This window comes from Pseudoalteromonas sp. SG44-1 (assembly GCF_014164315.1).
In the GTDB taxonomy this organism is placed as follows: domain Bacteria; phylum Pseudomonadota; class Gammaproteobacteria; order Enterobacterales; family Alteromonadaceae; genus Pseudoalteromonas; species Pseudoalteromonas rhizosphaerae.
This window is the reverse complement of sequence record NZ_JACJEW010000003.1, coordinates 1-24,904: the sequence shown is the minus strand read 5'-3', so window position 1 is coordinate 24,904 and position 24,904 is coordinate 1. Positions and strand designations below refer to the sequence as shown.

The 24,904-nt window shown below is 40.6% G+C and carries 23 protein-coding genes; 16 read left to right on the top strand and 7 right to left on the bottom strand.

The window, feature by feature from the left end; translation table 11 throughout:
- Positions 1 to 44: 44 nt before the first annotated feature.
- The gene (locus H5187_RS01950) at positions 45 to 896 is read right to left on the bottom strand and encodes a D-hexose-6-phosphate mutarotase (protein WP_182739467.1); all 852 of its coding nucleotides are present in this window, start codon (positions 894 to 896) and stop codon (positions 45 to 47) included.
- Positions 897 to 1,231: 335 nt separating this feature from the next.
- On the opposite strand from H5187_RS01950, the gene H5187_RS01945 reads away from it, so the two are divergent.
- The 14 genes from H5187_RS01945 to nudB all read left to right on the top strand — a co-directional run bounded on the left by H5187_RS01945 (position 1,232) and on the right by nudB (position 15,925).
- Positions 1,232 to 1,726, top strand: coding sequence for a MarR family winged helix-turn-helix transcriptional regulator (locus H5187_RS01945; protein ID WP_145240209.1), 495 nt, complete (start codon positions 1,232 to 1,234; stop codon positions 1,724 to 1,726).
- Between the two features lie 118 nt (positions 1,727 to 1,844).
- Positions 1,845 to 3,143, top strand: a complete 1,299-nt coding sequence (locus H5187_RS01940; protein WP_145240207.1) for a porin — start codon at positions 1,845 to 1,847, stop codon at positions 3,141 to 3,143.
- Positions 3,144 to 3,441: 298 nt separating this feature from the next.
- On the top strand, positions 3,442 to 3,837 hold the full coding sequence (locus H5187_RS01935; protein ID WP_145240205.1) for a YbaN family protein: 396 nt from the start codon (positions 3,442 to 3,444) through the stop codon (positions 3,835 to 3,837).
- 76 nt (positions 3,838 to 3,913) lie between these two features.
- A complete protein-coding gene (locus H5187_RS01930) occupies positions 3,914 to 4,546 on the top strand; it encodes a PepSY-associated TM helix domain-containing protein (protein WP_149982265.1) in 633 nt (210 codons plus the stop codon).
- Positions 4,546 to 5,049, top strand: a complete 504-nt coding sequence (locus H5187_RS01925) for a DUF2271 domain-containing protein (RefSeq protein WP_182735003.1) — start codon at positions 4,546 to 4,548, stop codon at positions 5,047 to 5,049. Before H5187_RS01930 ends, H5187_RS01925 begins: the two co-directional genes overlap by 1 nt.
- Before the next feature lie 36 nt (positions 5,050 to 5,085).
- A complete protein-coding gene (locus H5187_RS01920; RefSeq protein ID WP_182717530.1) occupies positions 5,086 to 5,928 on the top strand; it encodes a DUF4198 domain-containing protein in 843 nt (280 codons plus the stop codon).
- Positions 5,929 to 6,245: 317 nt separating this feature from the next.
- Positions 6,246 to 8,642 carry a PKD domain-containing protein gene (locus H5187_RS01915; protein WP_182767420.1) on the top strand — a complete coding sequence of 799 codons (2,397 nt, stop codon included), beginning with the start codon at positions 6,246 to 6,248 and terminating at the stop codon, positions 8,640 to 8,642.
- 227 nt (positions 8,643 to 8,869) lie between these two features.
- Positions 8,870 to 9,760, top strand: a complete 891-nt coding sequence (locus H5187_RS01910) for a DUF4097 family beta strand repeat-containing protein (protein WP_145240195.1) — start codon at positions 8,870 to 8,872, stop codon at positions 9,758 to 9,760.
- Positions 9,761 to 10,206: 446 nt separating this feature from the next.
- Positions 10,207 to 11,058: a pirin family protein gene (locus H5187_RS01905; RefSeq protein WP_145240193.1), complete on the top strand. Its 852-nt coding sequence runs from the start codon at positions 10,207 to 10,209 to the stop codon at positions 11,056 to 11,058.
- 52 nt (positions 11,059 to 11,110) lie between these two features.
- A complete protein-coding gene (locus H5187_RS01900; RefSeq protein WP_145240191.1) occupies positions 11,111 to 12,964 on the top strand; it encodes a monovalent cation:proton antiporter-2 (CPA2) family protein in 1,854 nt (617 codons plus the stop codon).
- A complete protein-coding gene (locus H5187_RS01895; RefSeq protein WP_149982269.1) occupies positions 12,957 to 13,853 on the top strand; it encodes a LysR family transcriptional regulator in 897 nt (298 codons plus the stop codon). The genes H5187_RS01900 and H5187_RS01895 overlap by 8 nt, the downstream gene beginning before the upstream one ends.
- 116 nt (positions 13,854 to 13,969) lie before the next feature.
- Positions 13,970 to 14,659, top strand: coding sequence for a pirin family protein (locus H5187_RS01890; protein WP_182767421.1), 690 nt, complete (start codon positions 13,970 to 13,972; stop codon positions 14,657 to 14,659).
- 28 nt (positions 14,660 to 14,687) lie between these two features.
- On the top strand, positions 14,688 to 15,416 hold the full coding sequence (locus H5187_RS01885; protein ID WP_149982271.1) for a sulfite exporter TauE/SafE family protein: 729 nt from the start codon (positions 14,688 to 14,690) through the stop codon (positions 15,414 to 15,416).
- Between the two features lie 65 nt (positions 15,417 to 15,481).
- Positions 15,482 to 15,925, top strand: coding sequence for a dihydroneopterin triphosphate diphosphatase (nudB, locus tag H5187_RS01880; RefSeq protein WP_182717536.1), 444 nt, complete (start codon positions 15,482 to 15,484; stop codon positions 15,923 to 15,925).
- Positions 15,926 to 15,970: 45 nt separating this feature from the next.
- Here nudB and H5187_RS01875 read toward each other — a convergent pair whose 3' ends face one another.
- The 5 genes from H5187_RS01875 to H5187_RS01855 form a co-directional block, all read right to left on the bottom strand.
- Positions 15,971 to 16,849 carry a DNA-binding domain-containing protein gene (locus H5187_RS01875; protein ID WP_149982273.1) on the bottom strand — a complete coding sequence of 293 codons (879 nt, stop codon included), beginning with the start codon at positions 16,847 to 16,849 and terminating at the stop codon, positions 15,971 to 15,973.
- The gene (locus H5187_RS01870) at positions 16,846 to 17,787 is read right to left on the bottom strand and encodes a DUF692 domain-containing protein (protein ID WP_149982274.1); all 942 of its coding nucleotides are present in this window, start codon (positions 17,785 to 17,787) and stop codon (positions 16,846 to 16,848) included. The genes H5187_RS01875 and H5187_RS01870 overlap by 4 nt, the downstream gene beginning before the upstream one ends.
- Positions 17,788 to 17,800: 13 nt before the next feature.
- Positions 17,801 to 20,074: a ferritin-like protein gene (locus tag H5187_RS01865; protein WP_259398452.1), complete on the bottom strand. Its 2,274-nt coding sequence runs from the start codon at positions 20,072 to 20,074 to the stop codon at positions 17,801 to 17,803.
- Between the two features lie 399 nt (positions 20,075 to 20,473).
- Complete coding sequence (locus H5187_RS01860) at positions 20,474 to 21,619, bottom strand: DUF1624 domain-containing protein (protein WP_182739472.1); 1,146 nt, start codon at positions 21,617 to 21,619, stop codon at positions 20,474 to 20,476.
- Entirely contained in the window at positions 21,609 to 23,681 is a 2,073-nt protein-coding gene (locus H5187_RS01855; RefSeq protein WP_182739473.1) for a TonB-dependent siderophore receptor, read from the bottom strand. The genes H5187_RS01860 and H5187_RS01855 overlap by 11 nt, the downstream gene beginning before the upstream one ends.
- Before the next feature lie 111 nt (positions 23,682 to 23,792).
- Here H5187_RS01855 and H5187_RS01850 point away from each other — a divergent pair, with 111 nt between their 5' ends.
- Both H5187_RS01850 and H5187_RS01845 read left to right on the top strand, forming a co-directional pair.
- Entirely contained in the window at positions 23,793 to 23,954 is a 162-nt protein-coding gene (locus H5187_RS01850; protein WP_182717542.1) for a hypothetical protein, read from the top strand.
- A 79-nt stretch (positions 23,955 to 24,033) separates the two neighbouring features.
- Positions 24,034 to 24,279: a DUF3297 family protein gene (locus H5187_RS01845; RefSeq protein ID WP_149982278.1), complete on the top strand. Its 246-nt coding sequence runs from the start codon at positions 24,034 to 24,036 to the stop codon at positions 24,277 to 24,279.
- Between the two features lie 146 nt (positions 24,280 to 24,425).
- On the opposite strand, the gene H5187_RS01840 is transcribed toward H5187_RS01845, so the two are convergent.
- A partial coding sequence (locus H5187_RS01840; RefSeq protein WP_182797498.1) for an energy transducer TonB occupies positions 24,426 to 24,904 on the bottom strand: 479 nt, incomplete at its 5' end.

Genomic DNA, 24,904 nt, shown 5'->3' with positions numbered 1-24,904 from the left:
TTTGATACGTTGGCTTTGATTTATAGCAAAGTTGCGGCCCTATATTACACCCAGCGAATGGTCGTCGCTAAGGTATGACTTTCGCCTGGCGCTACAATCGCACTATCATCCATTACATTTGCCGCTTCAAGGCACAACATTGTATGGTATTCATCATCAGCAAAATTAGATAAACGCTTAGACTTATCAATCCACGGGTTCCACAGCACACAAGAGCTGGAGTTTTCACGGCCGACTTCAATAATTCCATCCGGGGTAATAATACGCTGGATAACTGCGGCTTGGGTATAAACCATATCTGTTTCACGAGCAAAACCAACCAGTCCATCTTGATCAAACGGGCCTTCGCTAAACTCAATATATTTGGAACCTTGCAGCCCATCCACTTGAGTTTCTTCAATAGCAGGGGTTGGAAAATAAGTGTGCAGCGCTTGCGTGAAAGTAATAGTTTGGTTACTTAAATTAGTGGTTGTTAAACGCACTTCAAGCTGATTAGTTAGTATAAATTCAACCTTTAGCTTTGATTTGTGTGGCCAGTAGGTTTCATCAACTTGTGCCATTGGCAAGGTTAAGCTAACTCGAATTTCATCGTCTTGCTCTGCAACTTCATCTGCTCGCCATAAGCTCGTACGTGCTACACCGTGAATTGGCCACTCAGGATTTGGATTGACACCAAACCATGGCCAACAAATAGGAATGCCACCACGTATACTTTTACCTTCTTGGTAATCTTCTTCGCTTGATACCCAAATTAATGGCTTTTTGCCACTTGGCGTGAATTCAGTGAGTTGTGCACCTTGTAGAAAAATTTTAGCGCTACAAAGCTCGCTTGCAACATTGATATATTCTAAACCAGTGTCAGTTTGTTCGATGCTTACAGATGGAGATAACTTCATTATACGTCCCATAAAAATGAAAAACCTATCTCACCTTACCCAATCCCCAACCAATTAGTAAATATTATTTAGTGAGTTTTTATGTCAAATTTACAATTTTTCACTCTGTCATGACTTATAGGTAAGCTCAGCACCAAAAACGTTTAATTAAATAATATGCAAATGAACTAAATTTAATTTCAACTCAAAACAAATAAAAAACAGCCACAGATCTGTGTAAAGCCAATAATACAGTATAAATCGACCTTATCTATTTGAACTCTATTTATTAGATGTGTAATATTTATTGATTGCGCGAGCGCCTTGACCGCAAACCATCTGCGAATGAGATAAAAATGAAAAAATATGACGAATTATTGGTTTCTTTACGTAAAGTGATCCGCGCGATCGACCTCCATTCTAAGCAGTTAAATAAAATCTCCGGCCTTACCGGTCCGCAGCTATTAATTATGACTGAAGTAGCACAAACTGATGGTATTACAGCCAGTCGCATTGCCCAAAATGTAAACCTGAGTCCTGCAACTGTAACTAATATCTTGGATCGCTTAGAAAACCGCGATTTAGTGACGCGTGTTCGCAGCCAATTAGACAAACGTCGAGTGAGTCTTTACCTCACTGCAAATGGTCAAACGATTCTGCAAGCAGCACCACAACCGTTACAAGAACACTTTATTGAAAAGTTCTCAGCCTTAGACGAGTGGGAACAAAGCCAGCTACTATCATCAATGCAGCGTATTGCTACTATGATGGATGCTCAAAGTATAGATGCAGCTCCTTTATTAGAAGTTGGTGTGCTGACCCGCGCCGCTGAAGGCAAACCCACCGAATAAATAGTTTATAAAATCATATTAAACAAATGATTACCCTAGAACGCATGGTTAGTTAACTTGGGTTAAAGGTACAATTAGTCTATTCTATACAGACCTATATCAAGAATAGCGATTTATCATGCTTAAACTATCAAAGTTAGCTTTCGCGACTATGCTAGGCGCAACAAGCAGCGCCTCATATGCTTCAGACATTGATGCTATGCAAGCTCAACTTTCTCAACTCCAACAACAGATGCAGCAACTGCAACAGCAGCTTGCGGCTGAAAAAGCAAAACAAGCTAAAGTTAATCAACAGCTTGAAGAACAGACCAAGACTATCGCAAAGCAAACTCAAGATAATACCGAAACAGCCCTATCCGGAGTTAAATTTGGTGGTGCAATTCGTACTAACTACAGTCACACCTCATATGATGACGGCAATAAAAACCGTGGTGGCGATTTTGATTTTGATATTTTCCGTTTAAATGTTTCTGGCGATATTGGTGGAGTGCTGATCGGCGGAGAGATCCGCTTTTTTGATTACATGACCGCAATAAAATCAGCATGGGCAGGCTATCAATTTACTGACGACTGGCAAGTGCAAGTAGGTATCACAAAAGTGCCGTTTGGTAATGATCCTTATAACTCCCATAACTATTTCTTTAGTGCAAACTACTACGTTGGTTTAGAAGACGATCATGATTTAGGCGTGATGTTTAAACGTAAAGTAGCTGATAACTGGCAGCTCGATTTAGGTTTTTTCAAAAATGACGAACTCGGTGGTGTCGATGGTTATGTTGAAGATCGCAGCCATCGCTATTCGTACGATATTGTTGGTAGTCGCACCGTCGACGAGGGTATTTATGCCGAACCGAGCAAAGGGCTTGGTGAGTATAATACCTTTGCCGGCCGCTACGCCTATTACTTTGAACACGGCAAAGGCATGACCACAGAAGTCGGAATATCAGGCTTGGCCGGTGGCTTACATGACGGCCAAGACCGCGCAGGAAGTTACAACGCATGGGCACTGCATGTAAACAGCGTTATCAATAATTGGAATATTCAGCTACAGCATGGCGAATATGACTACAATATCGATGACACTAATCGTATCGCGGTTGGCGCATATGGGTTTTATGACTCTATTGCGACCGATGCAACCACCAGTAGCTTTAATGTCGCTTACAGCGTACCGGTTGAATGGGGTCCAGTAAGCAACCTGCAATTTTATAATGATTACAGCGCGATCTATAACAAGTCTGATGACACTGCCGATACTTGGATGAATGTTACCGGGGTATCCGTCGCGGCTGGCGGCTTGTTCACTTACTTTGATTTAGTTCATGCCCGCAATCAAGCATTTGTAGGTGGCTCTGTTGCCGGTGATAGTAATGAAACCGAGCGTCGATTTAATATTAATATTGGCTATTACTTTTAATCTTTAAAGTCAGCCTGTAATTAGGGGGGTTAGTCTTAAGAGGTTACCCCCTCATAAACTCATCCGTCATAACGCTGTAAGCAATGACTGCAAGCAATTACATTCCCATCAACTCATAATAGGATATAAAAAGAACAGCGGCATCAGGCTGAATCGCAAGCTGAGGCGCTGAACGTGGCAGAGTATAACGTCATCGAGTACAATTAACTGACAATGCTGAGTAAACTAGCAGCATATTGTTTAACGTTGCTTGCCAAGCATTTAGCCGTTTTCAACTTTATCAGGCACAAGTCTATTCATGAATTTAAAAGTAATTTTAGCCACTTATAAAAGTATTGGCTATCAACTATTAGGACTAGCCTTGGTTGGGCTGGGAATTATAGGTATTGTTTTACCTGTGATGCCCACCACTATTTTTTTCATTTTGGCATTAGCGTGCTTTACTCGCTCGTCCCCAAAACTCGCTGCTTGGTTACTCAATCATCCTCGTTATGGCGTAACCTTACGCCATTGGCAAAAGTACAAAGTAGTACCCGTAAAGGCGAAGTGGTTTGCGGGTATTGGTATGTCACTTGGCTTTATTGTATTGCTGCTTTGTGCACCGCCGTGGTGGGTTTTACTGCTGGTAGCCTGCATCGAAATAGCGGTTATGATTTATTTACTCTCTCGCCCTTCAAAATACCTACCAATGTAAATTTCGTAAATAATGTTGTGATAACTAATGCAAATCATTACCATGTAGATAATATTGCTTAACTACTAAATTATTTATGCCGTTAATAAATAAACGAACTTTATATAGTACCAGTCGTGCGTTGCATATTTATCTATCAACAGCATTGCTGTTTTTGCTTATTTTATTTGCTGTCAGTGGGATTGTACTTAATCATGTTGATTGGCTAGAAGGCGATAAAAGTGATGGGCAACTAACCACATCACTCCCAAGTGCATTACTTGAGCAGGGCCAAGAAAACCTAGCAACCTTACCCATTTTATACCCTGAAATAGAAGCTTACTTAGCCAACCAATATGGCTTAACTAAAGTAAAAAGTATCGACTGGGAAAAAGAAGATGCACTCGTGATGCTCGACTACCCACTGCCTGCAGGTTTTGCCTTCGCAGAACTTAATTTCATCAGTGGCGAACTGAATCTCGAATATCAAACTGGCGGCTTTTTAAGCTTAATTGGCGATTTACATAAAGGCCGTCATAGCGGCGAAGCATGGAGCTGGGTGATTGATATATCAGCCGTGTTAATGATTTTTTTTGCTATCACCGGGATGATTATTTTATTTCAAAATAGAAAAAAACGCTTAGTAGGAATATGGCTAACAGTGCTTGGGGTCGCAACACCAGCAGTCATTTATTTATGCTGGGTTCCGCAACTAAAAGGAGTGTCTTAATGCTAAAACTTAATACCTTAATAAGCGCTGTTGTTTTATTTACAGCAGCTTTGTTTCAACCTCATGCGAATGCCGCTGAACTTGAAATAGAACTAACCCTACCTGATCTAGACGTACAACCTTACCATCGACCTTATGTCGCGGTTTGGCTAGAAACCCCAGAGCGTAAGCATGTAACCACGGTTGCCTTATGGGTTGAAAAAGCAGAATGGTTTAAAGACTTACGCCAGTGGTGGCGTAAAGCCGGAAAAAGTGACGCTAACTTTGATGGTGTAACAGGTGCAACAAAGCGCCCAGGTACTTACACCATTAACTGGAATGGCACAGATCTAGATGGCAAAGCCGTAACTGCAGGCAAGTATTTACTTAATTTAGAAGTCGTTCGCGAAGAAGGTGGCCGTGATTACACCCGTGTAGAACTTGATCTAAATAAAGACGGCAAGATCACCATCGATGGCACCAATGAATTTTCACAAAGCTTCGTCACCATTAAAAGTCAGTAAATGTAGCTGCTAAAACAATTTAAATAAGGAAAGACTATGAAAATCAATTTACTTAAAAGCGCATTTATCGGCGCACTTACTTTCACTGCCCTAGCATCTAGCTATGCCAATGCACATGCTCGCTGGTTAGTGCCTTCGCACACATCTCTTTCAGGCGACAAAGCACATTATGTGATGATCGATGCCAGTATTTCGAATGAAATTTTCGCACCAGATAAAGCATATCGTCCAGCACAAAAAGGCGCGGAATATGATGATAATCTGATTATGGCAATCGGCCCTGATGGCAAACCAGTTAGCGATAAAATTCGTGCATATTATCTGCAACGTAAAAATTCAGCGGCGGTAAAACTAGCTGGGGAAGGTACTTATCATATAACGATGAGCCAAGAACCACGACTAATGACTTTTTATAAAGATGCCAAAGGCGAACGTGGCCGTGTATTTGGCCCTAAAGACAGTAAAGATATCCCAGCTGATGCAACCGATATTAAAACCACAAAATCGATTGCAACGGTAGATACATTTGTAAGCCGCAACGGCACCTCAAAACCTGCGCTACTTGGTCAAGGCTTAGAGATCAGCGGCCCGACTCATCCTAATGATTTATTTGTTGGTGAAGAGGCGCGTTTTCAGTTATTAAAAGACGGTAAACCTGCTGCCAACATAGAACTTGCCATCTTAAAAGGTGATACACGTTATCGTAACGAACGTGGCGAAGTTAAAGTAACCACAGATAAAAACGGCTTTTTCACTAACACATGGCAACACCCTGGACTATACCTTATTGAAGCAAGTGTGAGCGAAGGTTCAACTGAAAAAGGTATCGATAGCGTACGTTATTCATTATTTACTACCTTAGATGTAGCACCTGAATAAAACCCCTCATTAAAAATAAAGGCCAAGTAACTTAGCTTGGCCTACAACTCGAAATAAACACATAAACAACTTAGCGCCAAAATTTTTCTAAAATTTGAATTTAATTCTTTTATTTTCCCTCTTTTGGGTTCATATTATAAACAATTAAATTAACATAACTATAAAATATTTAACGGAAATAAATATTATGAAAAATGGACTTTATACCAATCTAATTCAAACCAGAAATAATCCTCATTTAAATTTAATAGCAAGCACTACAGGCTTAGCTTTACAGTACCACTAAACACAACAAAACCAACAACAAGGAAAGTAATATGAAATGGAGTTTTTTAATCCAGCTAGCTTTGATCCTAACTCTCACAGCCTGTGGCTCAGGAGGTGGTGACTCAGAAAAAAAACCAACCAATAAAGTCACTAACAATAAACCCGTTGCCATGATCAGTGCACCAACCGGTGAAATGCGGGTAAATACCGCGCTAACATTTAGCGGTACAAAAAGCAGCGATCCCGACGGCGATTCATTAGTTTATAAATGGCGCTTAACCACTGCAGACGGACAAAATGAGATCGCTCTTGCTGTTGATAATGAAAATAAAGTTGAAGTATCACTTGCTGAAGCAAAGAGTTATAAACTAATTTTAGTTGTGAGCGATGGCAAACTTTCGAGCGCCCCAGTTGAAAAATTAATTGAAATTAAAGCCGATCCAACGCAATTAATTGCTCATGCAGGACTTACTCAAACAGTAAAACAAGGTGATGTGGTTGCATTAAATGGTGCGCTAAGTAGCACATCTAACGGTGTAATAAATAAATACTTATGGCAGTTTACGGCAAAGCCTCTTACCAGCAATGCAATCATAGAAAATAATAATAGCGTTACCAGCAAATTCATTGCAGATAAAACAGGTGCTTACGCAATAAAGCTAACCATTACTAATTCACTGGGGGAAACAGCAAGCAACGAGGTAATGATAAAAAGTGAATCTTTATACGAAAATTCAGCTCCTCAAGCGGTTATTAAAGTACAAAATAAAACCGTCGCTCCTCGCAGCATAGTCACATTAGATGGCAAGCAAAGCAGTGACCCTGATCAAGGTGATACACTAAGTTATCTGTGGACTATTACCGCACAACCTGCCGATAGCAACCCGACACTCACTGATAACTTAAGCAATACCGCAGGCTTCTCTTCTTTAGACCTCGGTGAGTACACGCTCTCACTAACAGTTAAAGATCAATATGGTGAAACTGATACCGCCACAGTTACTTTAACTGTAGAGATAGCAAATCAAGCTCCTATTGCACAACTTGTAGCTGAGAGAAACATTAACTTAGCTGAAACTATTACTCTGCAATGCGAACAATGCAACGATCCTGAAGGGCAACCCTTAAGCTACCTTTGGCAGATAAAAAGCAGACCTGAGAATAGTAAAGCGCAGCTAATCCAAGGTACGACAGCAACCCCTTCTATCAGTGCTGATATTGAAGGTGATTATGTGATCACATTAATCGTATCAGACGGACAGCTTAATTCTGAGCAAGTAATAAGCGTTCTTCACGCTCAAGCCAATGCAAAACCAACAGCGATTATTGCTGATGTAGCACCTATTTTAGTCGATGAAGAAATTCAACTTGATGGCTCACAAAGCACAGATCCTGAAGGCAAAGAGCTTACCTACCAGTGGGAAATTTTATCGCCATTAGGACGTGCTACGCTTTCTAACACAGACGTTGCTAAACCTTACTTTAAAGCATCAGGTGCAGGAAGTTTTGTTATTTCGTTACGTACCAATGATGGTAATAAAGACTCCGATACGCAAACAATCACTATCATAGTTAGAGACAATGCAAAGCCAGTCATTATTTCTAAAGGCGAACAATTACGTCAGGCTTTTGTTGGTAATATAGTAACATTTGATGTTAGCCAAAGTTACGACCCTGAAGAGACCAATCTTAATTATACTTGGGGGCTTACCAAGCCTAATGAGTCAAATGCAGCACTGGTAAACATAAAAGATGGCGTCGCTGAATTTACCCCTGATATTATAGGTAGCTATAATGTCACTGTTACTGTTACTGATGCTGAGGGCAATGCAGCTGTAATGGAGTTTGCGATCTCTGCTACCGATTCCGCTTTACTAACAGGCATAGTTAAAGGACAAATTACCAACGTAGCTAAAGTTGGTATCAATAACGCTATACTGATGATAAATGGTAAGCAGCATACTACAAATAGCAGCGGCTTCTTTGAGGCAATAGTTAGTGTTGAACAGGGCGCAACTGTTAGTATTTCTACAGCAGATGAAAGACTGGCAACTAGCGAGTATAGTTCAGCAGCGATAACACAAAATGATTTTATCATTAATATTAATCAAACAAGCCTACCGGTTTTTCAAGATGTAGAAGTCTCTGTATTCGTCTGTCCTGATTTTACTGGACCCGACACCGTAAATCTGCGCTTTAAAATGATCGATACTATTTTAACGTCGAATAGTTTTCAGGCTCAGTATGATGAAACCAAGCCTTTGATATTACAAAAAAGTAATAACACATATCTAGATAGCACACTAAATATTGCACTCCCTGTAACTGCAACATATGAAATAACCGTGGTTGAAGACAATGTGCGCAATACATCTTATTCAAGTACTGCTATTTACTACTCTCAGTCGCCCCCAAACTTAGCGATAATCACCATTTGTAATAATTAGAAAAAACTAAGCCACTTCACGCGTGTTGAAGTGGCTTAGCGTACCTTCCAGATCCAATCTAAAGAATATTAAGAACAACCCTAAATTTGGTATTTTTGACCACTTATTCGCTATACTTATCTGATAATAAAAATAAAAACCAATAAAAACAAATCATTAAATTTTGGCTTTGTTTTTGCTATAAATTAGCAAATCGTAAAATATAATTAACAATGAGAAAATAAATAATGATCAACAAACCTCTTTCTTTGCTAGCCAAAGCCCTTCCTATTGCCACTAGCCTATTGTTTCTCAGTGGCTGTATTGTGCATGTTTCAACCTCGTCAGCCAATATACAACAACAGCAGCAACGCTCAATATCAGCGTCACAATTACAGCAACTAAGTATTAATGCTGAGGCGGGTTCACTTAAAGTGATCGGCTCAACCACAGCAACTAACATCAGCGTAGATGCCACTATTTATACAGCAAAAAGTGATGACCCTTACATACTTACTCTGGAACAAAAAGGCGATAAAGCCGTACTTATAGCAAAAAATTATAGTTCATCAGGAATAGTGGTATATCAAGGTAATTCACCCAGTATTGATTTAGTTATTACTGTGCCAAGCTCATTTAACCTTGAGATTGACGATGACTCTGGCGATATAGATATTGCTGGTGTACTAGGTAATATCATTATAGATGACGACTCAGGGAGCATTCGTATTGATCAAGGTCATCACGTCACAATTGACGATGATTCAGGGGATATCGATCTGCAAAATATTACTGGTAATGTAGAGATCAGTGATGACTCTGGCAGTATTACTGCACGTAACGTTGCTGGCAATATGACTATTGAAGATGATTCGGGTGATATAACCCTTACTAATATCACTGGCAGCGTAGATATTGACGATAACTCTGGCAGCATCAATGCCAAAACTCTAGGCAGTTACATCACCATTGAAGATGAATCGGGTGATATTTATGTTGAACATGTAAATGGCCTAGTCACCATTGAGGATGGCTCAGGCAGTATTCGTGTTAACGACAGTAAAGGTCTCACCATCATTGACGCTGGCTCTGGTGATTTGAGCATCGATAATATCAACGGCCCAGTAAAACTTAACTAACTCTTGATGTAAAACGGCCAAGTAATTGGCCGTTTTTTACTGTCTAATTTTGTGTTGTCGGTCGTGTGATCACAACAACTGCTATGTTTTGCTAATCGCAAATACCCTCAGCGTCTTATCGCAATGCTTGATGAGCGTAAATGTGTCGTCGCTAGTTTCCCTACCTGCGGTATTTTGCATTAAAAACATCAACAAGTAATAGTAAGCACTGTTTACTACGCATAAAGCTCCTTTTAGTGCCATACAACACACCATTAAAATTCTTTAAAAAAGAATGTTAATGCCTATTTTTACTAATTTTCGTTCTTTTAACCTGAGTATATTATTAATCAAGCATCAATAGTGACACTCGAAATTAAGTGATCATCTATTGTTAGGGCTATAACTTATGTATTCAATTAATCGAATCAACGTGACTCTGCTTGGTCACCTTTAAGGAGCAAAACATGGCTAAAATACTCAACCCAACTGAACATGATATTGGTGGCTTAAACGTAAAGCGCGTACTGCCTAATTTTGATAAAAAAATGGTGGGACCATTTATCTTTTTTGATCACATGGGACCAAACGATTTTCCTGTTGGCCAAGGGATCAATGTTCGCCCTCACCCGCACATAGGCTTATCAACACTCACTTATTTATTTCGCGGCAGCATTTTACATCGCGACTCGCTAGGTAATAATTTAGAAATCCACCCAGGCGATGTGAACTGGATGACGGCAGGTAAAGGCATTGTTCACTCAGAACGAGAAAGCTTTGAAGTGCGCGCTAACCCGCATCATATTGACGGCTTACAATGCTGGATTGCGCTACCAGAAAATATGACTGAGATTGAGCCTTCATTCACCCATATAAAAAAACAGCAACTACCACACATAATTCATGAAGGTATCATGATGCGCTTAATTGTTGGTGAAGCTTACGGATTAAGCTCCCCAGTTAAAACCTACTCCCCCATGTTTTATATTGATGTGGTTGGCAGCGCCAATAGTCAAATTAAGTCGCCTAACCCACAGCAAGAAACCGCGTTATATGTTATTTATGGAAGCGTTACCGTGGGTCAACAGGATTATCAAGCAGGTGATTTTATCCTACTTGATAACCTCGATACTGATATTCACTTTGCCAGTGATGCACGCTTTATTTTGCTCGGTGGCGATAAATTTGAAAAAGTCCCATACTTGCATTGGAACTTTGTTGCTTATAGCAAAGAACGCTTAGAGCAGGCAAAACAAGACTGGCAAACTCAACGTTTCCCAAAAATCCCTGGTGACGATAAAGAATTTATTCCGCTATAGTAAACAGTATTTTAAGGCATAATAAGTTAGCCAGTATTAGCAAAGGACAACTATGTTAGAGATCGCATTAATTTATTTAGCCGCAGCCATTGTTGCGGTGCCTATCGCAAAACGCCTTGGGTTAGGCTCCGTACTCGGCTATTTGCTGGCAGGTATTTTAATTGGCCCGTATTTGCTGGGGTTAGTGGGCGATCAAACGTCTGTTATGCACTTTGCTGAATTTGGTGTAGTAATGATGCTGTTTTTAGTCGGCCTTGAACTACAACCAGCAAGGCTTTGGAAGTTACGCCACTCTATTTTAGGGCTTGGGGGTTTGCAAGTAACCCTAACAGCCGCGGTAATTTTTGCAATTTGTTATTGGTTTATGGCCATGCATTGGCAAACAGCACTAGCAATTGGTTTAATGCTCGCGCTTTCTTCAACAGCAATTGTGCTACAAAGCCTGGAAGAAAAAGGTTGGCTGAAAAATGAAGCCGGCCAAAATGCGTTTTCGGTACTGCTATTTCAAGATATTGCCGTTATTCCTATTTTAGCATTACTACCATTATTGGCGTTTGAGCCAATGTTAAATGCCACCAGCACGCATAATTCGCTAACTGCTGATTGGCCAGTTTGGGGGCAAGTAACCGCCTCAGTAACAGTGATCGCGGCAATTATTTTAGCTGGTAAGTATATTTCTGCGCCGCTATTTAGGTACATTGCTGAAACCAGAATGCGGGAAATATTCACTGTATTTGCGTTATTTTTAGTGGTAGCGATTGCGCTGATTATGCAAAATGTTGGCTTATCTCCAGCGTTAGGGACTTTTTTAGCTGGTGTGGTACTGGCAGAAAGTGAATTTCGTCATGAGTTAGAGGCCGATATAGAACCCTTTAAAGGACTGTTATTAGGATTGTTTTTTGTCGCTGTCGGTGCCTCTATCGACTTTGCATTGTTATTTAATCAATTTACTTTAGTGGTTACATTGGTTGCCGCTTTAATTGTTGTAAAGGCCGCTGTTTTGTATGCCTTAGCACGAACTTTTAAAATTCATCATACCCAGCAACTGTTATTCACTTTAGCCTTAGCACAAGGTGGTGAGTTTGCTTTTGTGCTCCTGACGATGACTAATACATTGCAAATTTTAACCCCAGAACAAAGCAACTTAACCACCTTAGTCGTGGCCATCTCAATGTTAATAGCCCCTTTACTATTAATGCTTTACGACACATTACAAAAACGTAGCAACACAACAACAAAACCTGAGTTTGATAAACCAGAGCAGATAAGCCCAGCCAAACACGTAATCATTGCTGGGTACGGCCGTTTTGGACAAATTATGGGGCGCTTACTGAGCACCCAAGGGTATGATATTAGTGTCCTTGATCACAGTCCTAGCCAAATTGATCTGCTGCGCCGCTTTGGTAATACGGTGCATTATGGTGATGCAGCACGTAAAGAACTACTCGAAGCCGCTGGAGCTGATACCGCACAATTACTGGTTATTGCTATTGATAATGCCGACAAAACTCTCGAAATAGTTAAACTTGTCCGCAAACACTTTCCGCACTTAAAGATTGTGGCGCGCGCTAAAGATCGTCGCCATGCTTACCAATTACTTAATTTGCACGTTGATGCGTTTAACCGAGAAACCGTTGACTCTGCCATCAACCTTGCCGTTGAAACCCTAGAACTATTAGGAAATTCAAAAGAAGACTCGCAGCGCGCAGGACACTTATTTAGAGAGCACGATCGTGCCTCAGTACTGCAACTAGCAAAACTGTGGGGCGATGATCACAGTTATGGTGTAGCTGTACGCCAACGTACTGAAGATCTAAAACAAGTACTCAATCAAGATAAACGTGCCAGAGAATCACTCAATACCTGTGACCAAGGTGACTGCGAGGACAACCATAAAGATGCTTAAAATAACTTTAGAGCAATGGCGTATGTTTAGGGCTGTGGTTGAACATGGCGGTTTTAATCAAGCATCACTAAAAATTTATAAAAGCCAGTCAAGTATTCACAATGCTGTTGGTAAAATTGAGACCGCTTTAGGTGTTAAGTTATTTACTATTGAAGGACGTAAAACCGTGATCACCGAAGCTGGTGAGATGATGATGCGCCGCGCTAATTACCTACTCGATGAAGCCGCCAAAATAGAAGCAATTGGGCAGACCCTCAGTGAGGGGATTGAAAGCAAATTACGTATTGCTGTTGATGAAGTTTTTCCGCAAGCACTGCTTTATAAAGTACTCAACAATACCTCGGCAATGTATCCATTATTACGTATTGAATTATACGAATCAGTACTGACTGGCGCGAATGAATTACTAGAGAACACCAGTGCCGATATTGCAATATCGGGATTCACTGGCAAAGCCGGGTTTAGTGAAGAGTTGTGCAATATCGAGTTTACTGCTGTTGCGCACCCAGATCATGCGTTACATAGCATCACCCGACCTATCACCCTTGAAGATTTAAAATCGCACCGACAAATTGTGGTACGCGATTCAGCCTTACACAATAAACAAGACGGTGGCTGGTTAGGTGCCGACCAGCGCTGGACAGTAAGCCATATGCGGACTTCCATTGATATGATCAGCAACGGCTTAGGCTTTGCTTGGCTACCTAGCACAGCGATTACCAATCAGTTAGCACAAAATCGGCTCAAGCCCCTTAATCTTAGCCACAATAGTAAGCGCAGTGCCATGCTACATTTACTATTTAAAGACGGTGATCGCCTTGGCCCGGCAGCGCGCACATTCATTGGCGAGTTACGATATCAAGTAATGCAGGCTGATCTTGATTGCTAATCAAGGGCTTTCATTCTATTAATTAGAACAAATAGTCCTTTTAAAAGCGATTTTAATCTTCCTTATAAAACTTATACTGCTGCTATTCAAATTAGCGTTTAATCAGGAGTTAAGTTATGCACTACATACGCAAAGCCAGCGAGCGCGGCCAAGTTGATCTTGGTTGGTTACAAAGTCAGCATAGTTTTTCATTTGGCCATTACCATGATCTAAAACACATGGGGGTGTCAGTACTTAGAGTGATCAACGAAGATAAAGTACTTGCAGGCCAAGGCTTTGGCACTCACGGACACCGAGATATGGAAATAATTTCCTATGTCATTTCAGGCGCATTAAAACACCAAGACAGCACTGGTAATGAATACATTGTTCCTGCTGGTGACGTGCAACGGATGAGTGCCGGTAGTGGCATTATGCACAGCGAATATAATGCTTCAAATTCTGCAACAGCGCACTTTTTACAAATTTGGATACAACCCAAATTGCGTGGTATAGCCCCTAGCTATGAGCAAAAAAGTATTCCGCAAACAACTCAGCTTACACCACTTGTTACACCAAATGGCGAACACGGCAGCGTGAGCATCAACCAAGATGCTAGTATCTATCGTTTAAAACTTGATGCGGGTCAATCGCATACATTGCAAACAGCGGATAGAAAAGGTTATTTGCATATTATCTGCGGGCATATAGACGCAAACAAGCAAAATTTTAGTAACGGCGATGCCTTTGCACTAAATCGCAATGAACGGGTAACATTAACAGCCACCAGCAGCTTAGAAGCGCTGTGGTTTGATCTACCAGCATAAAGTAAATAATCAGTAAGTAGAAAAACTAATGACAGTAACAACCCTCTCTATCATCGCATTTGTCGTATTGCTCACCGGCGTGTCAAAATCAGGCTTTGCAGGAGCGCTTGGAGTGTTTAGTGTCCCTTTACTAATGCTAGTGATGCCCCCTGTTGCCGCAATCGGTTTGATGCTACCGGTACTTATTGTTGCCGATGTCTTTAGTTTAAAAAGTTACTGGCAACAATGGGATATACAGCAACTTAAACGCTTACTACCGGGTTTATTGGTAGGCGTAGTTATTGCACATGCGTTAATTGGCTGGTTAGACGCGGCGTTTATAAAAACAGCGATTGCTATTTTATGTATAGTGTTTGCTATTCGCAGTTTAGCCTTTAGCAAGTTTACTTTGAGTGCCTTAAATAGCCGTTTAGGTGCCTTCTCTATGGGCGGTTTAGCCGGTATTGCAAGTACCTTAGTACATGCTGGCGGCCCACCTTTAATAATGTATTTCAGTACCATTAAGTTACCACCGAAACGATTTGTCGCAACTGTGGCGATTATTTTTGCGATGATGAATGCCGTCAAGCTTATTGGCTTTATTAGTCTGGGTTTAATCGAAATAAAGTGGGCATTAATTGCACTTGCCAGCTTGCCGATTGCTTTTTGTGGTAATCGTTTAGGGATCTGGTTGCAGGGCAAACTCAATACTTCGCAGTTTCTGAAAATAATGAATGTACTACTCTTGTTGCTGGGTATTTGGTTGTTAGTGATGTGATCTGGCTAGTTAAACATTTCGTAGTTAGGTAAACTGATTCAACAAACGCTATTTAAGGCTCTATTTTGTTAAATAACCAACCACTTCGTAAACCCTTCTCTGTACTGGTTGTTATTTATAAAAAAAATAAAGACTGTTTACTGATCCAACGTACCGATGATGCTAACTTTTGGCAATCAGTCACCGGCGGGATTGATGAAGGCGAAACGCCTATTGTGACAGCTTACCGTGAGCTATTAGAAGAAACAGGGATAGATGCCCGCGCACTGGGTTTAACAATACGTGATCACCAAAAAACCAATCAATATACCATTAGAGAGTCATGGCGACACCGCTATCAAGCCAATGCGTTAATTAATACTGAGTATGTTTTTAGTATTTGCGTACCCGATGATATCGCCATTACTTTAGATCCGAATGAGCACACTGATTTTATTTGGCTAACGCAACAACAAGCGGCTGACAAAGCCTGGTCGCCAAGTAATCGCGATGAAATCTTGGCGTTATAGTTTATTTAATTGTTATCAATTAGGTTAACTGCTTACTTGTAGCACTTATTGAAACAACAAGCCCATATTGATTGCTTGTGGCAACCACATCATTGCGTCTGAGGTTAACTCATCGCTAGAAACCTCTAGCTGTAATGCTGTTTGCTTAATCGCCATATTAAAGCTACTTCCTTGTATACAAAAACCGAGTAGCAAATACTGCCAATGAGCTAAAGACCAGACTCTAAATCTATAATGTATACGTGTTAAAGCAAGGTAACATGGTTGCTGAATAGGTAAAATCAACTCATCAGGCATTACTTCTAATTTTGCTATGCAGGCTTCAATTTGTGAAATGAGCTCTAAAATAGGGTAATCTAATGTTATTACTCGCAAACAAGGCGCCGCTTGAATATCAGTATTATTTACTAAACACGTGAGCATTTGCTGTTCGATAGAAAGCTCGGTTGCCGTTACATTTTTTTCAAGACCTTGGGCTACTAACACCTCAGACTTGGTGCGTTCAAATAAGGCTATTTGAGCAGGTAAATCGACCATAGTTTGTTGAGCAACATCGATTATACCTTGTGGTTTAGTTTGTGCTAAAAATTCGGCGAATTGCTCACCTAAATAATATAGACTCCAACTTTTAGAAGGCACCGTCACAATAAATGCTTTAGCAAATGTGGAAAATAACGTATCTCCCATATACTGCGCCAACAATGAAAACTCACAACGTAAACAATCCACAAGCCTTAGCACATAACCTGCAGCGTAAATATCTACTCGCTGCTGGGCTGAAATTTTATCTGTACTTTTAATTAGCGTATCAAGCATAACGCCATCATGCGCATATGCCTGTAAGAGTTTATCATCCAAATCACCACGAACAATTAATACTGTTTGCAACCAATGCTGCACTTGCCTCAATGAATGTTCACTCATAATTTCTCTTTAGCTAAAACCAGCGGTGTAGAAATACAACCTTGTTGGTGGTTATTTTGTACTGGAGCATGAGGAATTTGACCCGCTAATACAGTTTTAGCTTTGTTTAACTCAGCGACTAATTCAGGAAACGCAGGAATATTTGCATCCCATTCCAGTAAAGTCGAGACAGGCCCACATAAAGATTGCGCGAGTTGATACAATTCCCATACAGGTTCAGGAACTGGTTTATCATGGGTATCTATCAAACAATGCCCGCTGAGTGTTGGCCCCGCCAAATGCATTTGCACAATACTTTTAAGCGGTAAGTTTTTTATATATGTCCTTGGGCAAAAACCGTGATTATACGCCGACACATAAACATTATTAACGTCTAGCAGCATAGCACACTGTGTTTGTTCGACCAGCTGCGTAAAAAACTCCGGCTCCGTGAGCGACGAGTTTTGAAACTCTAAATAAGTAGAGGGGTTCTCCAGCACTAATGGCCGCTGTAAAAAGTCTTGTACCTGATTAACCCGGTTAATAACATGCTTTAAGCTTTCCTCAGTAAGCGGCATAGGTAGTAAATCGTGGCTATTTACTCCTGCAAAGCCTGTCCAACATAGATGATCTGATATCCACGCTGGTTTTACAAAATCCGCCAATGCTTTTAACTTTTCTAAATAGTCAAAATCAAGCGCAGAGCTACTGCCTATATTCATAGACACACCATGCATAACAATAGGGAAATCAGCCATCAATTGTTCTAATACATGACGGCCATAGCCATAATTATCGATGTAATTTTCACTAATGATCTCAAACCAATCAACCCCTGTTACTGGTTTTTGCATTAAGTACGGATAATGCTCACTGCGCAACCCCAAACCAAAGCCTAGCGGGTTTATTTGCTCAATAGCAGAAGCAGCAAAAGGCTGCTTCTGTATGTATGATGTCATGTATTCAATCCAATTAAGTTGAAGGCGGAAGCGCTAAGCGAATATCATCTGCAGGTGGCGGCGTAGTTTGCACTCCTTTTGCATTACAATAGGCCTGCCACGCGATACTGTAAACCGCATCACCTTCTTTAAATGGCATTTGCTCTAGAACTTTACCTGTTTCTGGGTCGGTATATGGTTTAGCCGTAGATGCATAGTCTGGTCCATCACCAAATTCAAATAATTGCATCTGGGGTTTTGCTGATGGCTCTTTTGGGAATAGCTGCGAGGCAGAAATCGGCACAGCACAACCACCTAAATTATTACATTTGTTATTTGCAGGAGCGCTAAATGGACCATCAGCAGGGGCGCTACCACCACAGCTTCCTCCCGGTGTTGTGCTATGCACAAACCCACACCCACCTTGCGCTTTGCAATTGTTCGAACCTTTACAGCTGTGGAACACTGTTGCGGGAGGTAAATTATTTGAATTTTCTTTTGTATAATCCATACCTTGGCACGCATGGTATAAAACATCCTTAGACATATCCGCAATACCCGCAACCAGATCTGGAGCCTGCCCTGTTGTAGCCCAACAAATAGATACTCGATCGCCCGAACCCCCCATTGCAGGACCTGGAAACTCAGTCGTTTTACCACCCCAATAGCGATCCAATGCTGTGGTAAGTCCTTTTAAAGTGCCAACCGCTGATTCACTAAAAATTTGATGTGTTTGTGCACGACGTTCAGGGCTAGAAAACAAATTATTCAATGCTTTTTCTACATCAACTACAGCAGGTAAATCTGGGTGCTTCTGCTTAGCCTTATCGCCACCTTGCGGGTTAAGCATTGCTACTGTAAATTTACCGCACAAGTTATGCCACGTTTGCCAGGTCATATACACTTGGGCCGCGTTGTTATCACTGTAAGATTGACCCTCTTGGTATTCATATTGAATAATCAAATCAAGTACATCAGCAAAGGTAATAAAATGATCTTTTTTAGTATTTGTAATACGTGCGCATGCAATACCAGATACAGGAAGTGGCTTTTGCCCAGCGCTATCCGCTGGGTAATCTTCTTTTAGGTTATCAGCATTAGGTTGAAACTTAGCAGCGACCTGATGATCATCTGCCTCAATCGGTGTGCTTTTCAATGCTACCGTTTGTTGCTGCAAATACGTTATTACCCAACTCTCTGCCGCCCAGCGGCTGCAGATTTCAGAAACAACACCTTTACCTTCACCTTGATCCGTTATTGCATTGATATTATTAACAATCTCAATTTTTAACTTATCTAGATCATTACTTTCATTGATTGAACCATTAATCCCCGGGTATTGCGGTTTATATTCGGCTGAGTCACGAGTATTAAAGTAATCACGTTGCACGGAATCAGGTTTAGCTGGATTCACCAAAATATCAATTAAGCTACTACCATCCTCATACACAATTTCAAGATAGTCCCAATAACAGCAATACATATGCCCGATAGAACCAAACATAGGTAAATCAACTTCTGTATCTGTTGCTTTAAACCAATCAAAAGGAGCTGTTTCAAAGTATTTAGGGCGAACGCCATCTAAATCTTTATTAATTATTAATTTTTTTGCACTTTCCTCGGTTTCTTCAATCAATAAAAACAGTAAAGCCTGCTCTTTTGTCAATGCAGCTGCATTGACTCGCATATCTTGTAGCGTTTGACCCTGAAAGTGAGTTGTAAAGTATTCTTTCACTTTAGGGCTAAGTTTTGATAAATCACGGCTGCAGTCTTTAAAATCTAAGATATGCGGGATTTGCGTTGTATCGTCATAACAATGCCAACCAAACTTTTCTGTTTGCAGTGCATTACTGGTAAATGAAGGAGTTAGATTTAGTTTACTGGCGATATTAGAAGCCAACTGTAAATGCAGCATTTCTTCTATAAACACACTATAAACAGCATTAAACGCCTGTTCATTTACGCTCAGTGGCTTGCTGGGTTTTGGCGTTGGAGTAATATCTAATTTTGCTATTCGTTCATTAGGAATAAAGCCTGCTGTTGCCCCTAACCCAGGCCATAAACGCTCGGGATACAAGCCTTCATCCCCACCTATTGCATGCATGCCTTGTATTGAATACAGACCTGTCATATATAACGGGATGGTAAATAACTCAACGTTAATCGCAGCTTGTGCGATGGCTTTTATACACGCAATATCAGCGTCTTTGTAACTTACGGGACGCTCTTTAATTTTTTTGTATTGTTTGATGCTGACTTTAAGATCAAGATCGAGGTTAATCCTTACCGCCTTTTGTGCACTCTGCATTTTCAATTGCTCCATGATGACAGTTATATGCGACCAAGAAACTTGTCGCGTAAGTCAAATGAGTGTAGAAGGTTTCATCAGCGATGCAGTATTACAATACATTACAAAAGTAGATATTTGGTACAGAAGTAAAACTAATACTTTATTCAAAAACAGTAAAAAGCGCGTTGATAAGCACATTAAAGTGGCGTCCGTTCACCCAACAAGCATTATGCTGTTTCGGCTCAGTAATATCGTTTACCCGCTAGTAGCAATCATTTTACTGCGAATATTTACCTCTATCGGCATCATTGTAGATTTGCAAGTAAGATTTAATACTGAATATCCTTGTTATACCCAGCCCCAAAAGCTAGGTATAACAAGTGGATAAATAGCCGGCGCTATAACCGCTGTTTGTTACTATAAATACTTTAACCAAGGTTTATTTGCTTTGCGCTTATAGTGACTAAATGCCTTAGTTGGCCAATATAACGTAACGGCTAACACAACCGTAATTAACCAAATCCATGTAATATCATTTACGGCAAAATATGCACCATGATTAGCACCAAAAATAGCTCTGCAAATTGTGTATAAAATCAATAAAACGTAAAGATGAAAAATATAAAAGAACATCGGCACCGAGCCATACACTCTTAAAGCATTACTAAAGCGATTTAACGGACGCTCAAAAAACCATAAGCCAAAAAACATCAGCGCTAAAGTGATTAATAAAAAGCTCAGTGAAGGTGGATATTTGGTAACGTTAAATATCGACATAGCCGTTTGCACTGCTGTTGAAAACTGCTGCCAAGGTAGCGTTTCGCCATAGATATTTAAGCCGCGTAAAATAGCAAATAACGCTATACACGCTAAGCCCAAACCAATCAGCCACTGTTTACGATCTTCACTGTCTCGATTATGTGCGTACAGTGGGCCTGCGCAGTAACCAAGTAATATAACCCCAATCCAAGGTAATACTGGGTAACTGATTTTGACATTAACTAAACCACCTTCAGAGATAAAGCCGCGATCGTGCAGAATAGTCCATAAGGTATAACCCCACTCATCTGGACTGAAGGTAATTGGTGTGAGTAAGTTATGGCCAAAAACGATCAATAAACCCAATGCTAACAATAGTCGTTGCGGTAAGTTAATTAGTAATGCCAGAGCCAGCATACACAGGCCAATAGCCCATATCACTTGTAGAAAAATAGTCGGGATAAACCAAATCCACAAAAAGCAAATAACCGTAACTTCAAGGGCAATTAAAAACAACCCCCGCTTAACTAAAAAACTACGTGCAGAGCGTACTTTACCTGAGCTTGGGTGGCTATAAAGCCACGCCGAAAGCCCTGTTAAAAAGATAAAGGTTGGCGCGCAAAAGTGCGCTGCAAAACGGCTCCAAAACAGCCCTGGAGAGGTAACGTCAACATCCATTGGGTCTAATACCGGCATTTGCGAGAAAAAACGCTCTCGCACATGATCAAGTAACATTAATAAGATAACCACGCCACGCATGATATCGATACTATGAATACGGTTTTTAACTTGTTCAGAAGTCATATGTTATACCCAATTTAAACTGTGTTGGTGCACCAGGGTAGGCCCATAATGCATTGTAGCTACTGGCTATGTAGCTTTCATCAAATACATTATCAACATTAAGTGAAACATTTGTCCGTTCAGTCGCCTGCCATTGAGCAAATAAACCCACCAGCTGATAACTTGGTAAGTTAAAAGATAAGTTTACTGGGTCGCCTAGTCGCTCTGAAATATATTGATAATGACCACCAAATTTAATGTCTTGCTCAAGTACACGGGTATTGTGATTTAAAGAAAGCGAAAAATTATTTTTTGGTACGTTAACTAACGGGCTACCTTTAGGTATAGGCTCTAACCACTCAACATTAATCATGTCTTTGGCTGTTTCAGCCTTTACGTAAGCATACGAAAGTGTGTACTGAGTGTTTTCACCTAAACTACCAGTCAGATCAACCTCAATACCTTTACTGGTTACTTTACCAATAGGTTTTGAATAACCCTTATCGTCAGCCACCAACATGTTGCCTTTGCTAGCATCAAATAAAGCGATGATACCGCTAACGTTGTCAAAGCCGAACTTCACACCCACTTCAAAGGAATCACTTTCTTCAAAACCAAACGATTTACCCTGAGCGTCAGTACCACTTAAAGGTATAAACCCTTCGGAATAGCTGGTATAAAGGTTAATCGCATCATTTAGCTCATATACCATGCCTAGCCGTGGGCTAAGTCGATTCATCGTGCTATCTGAAGCAACACCTGACTTAGTCTCGAAAATATTCTGCTCAATTTCATCAAACCGCAATCCCAGCATTAATTTAAAACGCTCGGTAAGGTCTAACTGATCTTGTACATAAATACCGTATGCCTTTTGCTTTTCATTGTTTTCATACAGTTGCGCAACATCGGGGCCTTGCCCTTCACTGTAGTTTGGCTGATAAATATTTAATGTGTACGTATCTTTACCACCACGATAACGATAAAGCCCAGTGCGAAGCTCATAGTCATACCCATCAACACCAATCAAAACATGGTTAGTGATATCAGCAAGATCAAAATGACCACTTAATTCTGCGCGTACTGACAAATCATCAGAGTAATAATCTCTATAACGGTGTTGACGCGTAAGCATAGGATTATCTAAAGACAAAGTCTGTCTTGGAGGAGATAGTTCAGCATCAGACGAAAAACCTGTTAACGTAGCGGTACGATGGTTAGCGCCCAATAAGAGTGACCAGTCGCGATTAAAGTCATAGTCATAATTAAGTTGGTGTCCGCGAGAGTGCACTTTAGTTGGCGCATCATTAGGGTTACCTAAAAAACGGCTTCTAGGTACGGTGTCAAAATTATCGTTAAGTACAACAATACCTCGGTCATACATTTGCTGCTGGTCAACGTACTCAAACTCATACGTTAATGACGATTTATCATTGATGCTGTAATACACCGAAGGCGTGATCACAAACTTATCATGATGTACGTGATCTCGAAAACTGTCACTATCTTGCCATGCACCATTAATTCGAAATGCAATATCTTCAGTTAGGCCGTTAGTGTAATCACCTTGCACACGTTTATGATCATCACTGCCAAGTTCAGCTTTTAACTGGCCTTGCTGATAGAACTGTGGTTTTTTAGTAATAATATTAATTGTACCGCCTGGTTCAGAGCGACCATAGAGTGCAGAACCTGGGCCTTTTAACACTTCAATATATTCAATGTTAGATACATCACGTGGGCCCGCAAAACCTCGCCCACCACTAAAGCCATTAATTAAATAGCCTGATGGCATATTTTCATTACCCGATAGCCCCCTTATAGAGTAGCTATCCCACAATGCCCCACCATTATTTTTGCGAGAAATACTGGCAGAAAAATCAAGTGCATCCCTGAATTTAGTGATGCCATTATCAACCATCATTTCTTTACTTAATGTGGTAATTGACTGCGGCAGCTCTTTAACAGGAATATCTCCTCTAAAGGCTTGTTTATGTGCAATTGTGATGGTTTCTATATCTGATTCTGTGGCATTAGAGCCAAAAGAGAGTGCTGCAAAGGCAAGAGTTAATGCTGAGTACTTCATGATCCACTTTAATGATTGCTAGTCTTGTTTGGATATAATATAACATAATTGCAAAGCGGTGATACAATATAACGTTCAATTTAATAAGAAATAATACCAACCCTAAATGCTATGGTGTCAGCTACTCTGCAACTTGTTCGTAAATGGCATTGGCCTGAGCAAGAGCAAGCGACTAACCTCACTATGCGCTTTGATTATTACTTTGACAAAGATGTCACTCGTGACGAAATAATTAGCCACTGTATTAAGCAATCAAAGCAACTGTGCAGTTAATTTATTTTGATCAGTATATTGAGCCTAAGGCCTGTATTGCCTACAATGGCACACAATATATTCAATGCAGATCACAATTATGACTGATACAAATAAACCAGAATTACCAGATCAACTTTCGATCAACCCACGTAGCAAATTTTATGTAGAAGAAGTATTCGAGCATGAAATCGGCATTACACTTAACGGCAAAGAGCGTTTTGACGTTGAAGAGTACTGCATCAGTGAAGGTTGGATCAAAGTAGCCGCACCTAAAGCACTAGACCGCCGCGGCCAGCCATTACTTATGAAAGTAAAAGGCACAGTAGAAGCGTTTTATAAGTAACCGCTAACTAATTGAAAAAGCCGACTTTTGTCGGCTTTTTCATCACTGATTTTTACTTAGCGCTAGATAACGCTATAACATTACTTTAATACCTTTTTGCACTCGGCTCTATTTAAACTCATTGATACCTTGGCAATTAAAAGCCGTTACCTTATAAAAAACTCAACAGGTACAACAAGCTCAAGATTATTGCCTGCGATACCATTTGGTATGGCGGGTAATGGCTGTGCGCGTTGTAACATTTTGAGGGCTTCATCATCCAGTGCTGGGTAACCCGATGTTTGCTCTATGCGGCTTGTGACGATCATACCGTCACGACCAACTATAAAGTATACGATTACAGTGCCTTGCTGGCGTCTACTTTTAGCTATTCTTGGGTATTCTTTGTGCTTTTCTAGCCATGTTAATAAGGTCGTTGCATAGTTTTTTTTGTTTGCAAAACTAGCATTAATAGCCCCCTTGTTAAGGGGGGAGCTTTGCGTATTCGTTGCAACTTTTTTATTACTAGAGACAACGCTCTCTGCATTTATTGCTAAGCTTGCACCCTCTGCACCTTGGGCTGGTTTCTCTAGGGGCTTAGATTCTGGTTTAAGCTCTGGTTTAGGCTTCGGTTTAAGCTCTGGTT

Bases quoted from the DNA above. Each gene is read 5' to 3' on its own strand.
- H5187_RS01950 (WP_182739467.1), bottom strand. From the start codon at position 896: ATGAAGTTATCTCCATCTGTAAGCATCGAACAAACTGACACTGGTTTA.
- H5187_RS01945 (WP_145240209.1), top strand. From the start codon at position 1,232: ATGAAAAAATATGACGAATTATTGGTTTCTTTACGTAAAGTGATCCGC.
- H5187_RS01940 (WP_145240207.1), top strand. From the start codon at position 1,845: ATGCTTAAACTATCAAAGTTAGCTTTCGCGACTATGCTAGGCGCAACA.
- H5187_RS01935 (WP_145240205.1), top strand. From the start codon at position 3,442: ATGAATTTAAAAGTAATTTTAGCCACTTATAAAAGTATTGGCTATCAA.
- H5187_RS01930 (WP_149982265.1), top strand. From the start codon at position 3,914: ATGCCGTTAATAAATAAACGAACTTTATATAGTACCAGTCGTGCGTTG.
- H5187_RS01925 (WP_182735003.1), top strand. From the start codon at position 4,546: ATGCTAAAACTTAATACCTTAATAAGCGCTGTTGTTTTATTTACAGCA.
- H5187_RS01920 (WP_182717530.1), top strand. From the start codon at position 5,086: ATGAAAATCAATTTACTTAAAAGCGCATTTATCGGCGCACTTACTTTC.
- H5187_RS01915 (WP_182767420.1), top strand. From the start codon at position 6,246: ATGAAATGGAGTTTTTTAATCCAGCTAGCTTTGATCCTAACTCTCACA.
- H5187_RS01910 (WP_145240195.1), top strand. From the start codon at position 8,870: ATGATCAACAAACCTCTTTCTTTGCTAGCCAAAGCCCTTCCTATTGCC.
- H5187_RS01905 (WP_145240193.1), top strand. From the start codon at position 10,207: ATGGCTAAAATACTCAACCCAACTGAACATGATATTGGTGGCTTAAAC.
- H5187_RS01900 (WP_145240191.1), top strand. From the start codon at position 11,111: ATGTTAGAGATCGCATTAATTTATTTAGCCGCAGCCATTGTTGCGGTG.
- H5187_RS01895 (WP_149982269.1), top strand. From the start codon at position 12,957: ATGCTTAAAATAACTTTAGAGCAATGGCGTATGTTTAGGGCTGTGGTT.
- H5187_RS01890 (WP_182767421.1), top strand. From the start codon at position 13,970: ATGCACTACATACGCAAAGCCAGCGAGCGCGGCCAAGTTGATCTTGGT.
- H5187_RS01885 (WP_149982271.1), top strand. From the start codon at position 14,688: ATGACAGTAACAACCCTCTCTATCATCGCATTTGTCGTATTGCTCACC.
- H5187_RS01875 (WP_149982273.1), bottom strand. From the start codon at position 16,849: ATGAGTGAACATTCATTGAGGCAAGTGCAGCATTGGTTGCAAACAGTA.
- H5187_RS01870 (WP_149982274.1), bottom strand. From the start codon at position 17,787: ATGACATCATACATACAGAAGCAGCCTTTTGCTGCTTCTGCTATTGAG.
- H5187_RS01865 (WP_259398452.1), bottom strand. From the start codon at position 20,074: ATGCAGAGTGCACAAAAGGCGGTAAGGATTAACCTCGATCTTGATCTT.
- H5187_RS01860 (WP_182739472.1), bottom strand. From the start codon at position 21,619: ATGACTTCTGAACAAGTTAAAAACCGTATTCATAGTATCGATATCATG.
- H5187_RS01855 (WP_182739473.1), bottom strand. From the start codon at position 23,681: ATGAAGTACTCAGCATTAACTCTTGCCTTTGCAGCACTCTCTTTTGGC.
- H5187_RS01850 (WP_182717542.1), top strand. From the start codon at position 23,793: ATGGTGTCAGCTACTCTGCAACTTGTTCGTAAATGGCATTGGCCTGAG.
- H5187_RS01845 (WP_149982278.1), top strand. From the start codon at position 24,034: ATGACTGATACAAATAAACCAGAATTACCAGATCAACTTTCGATCAAC.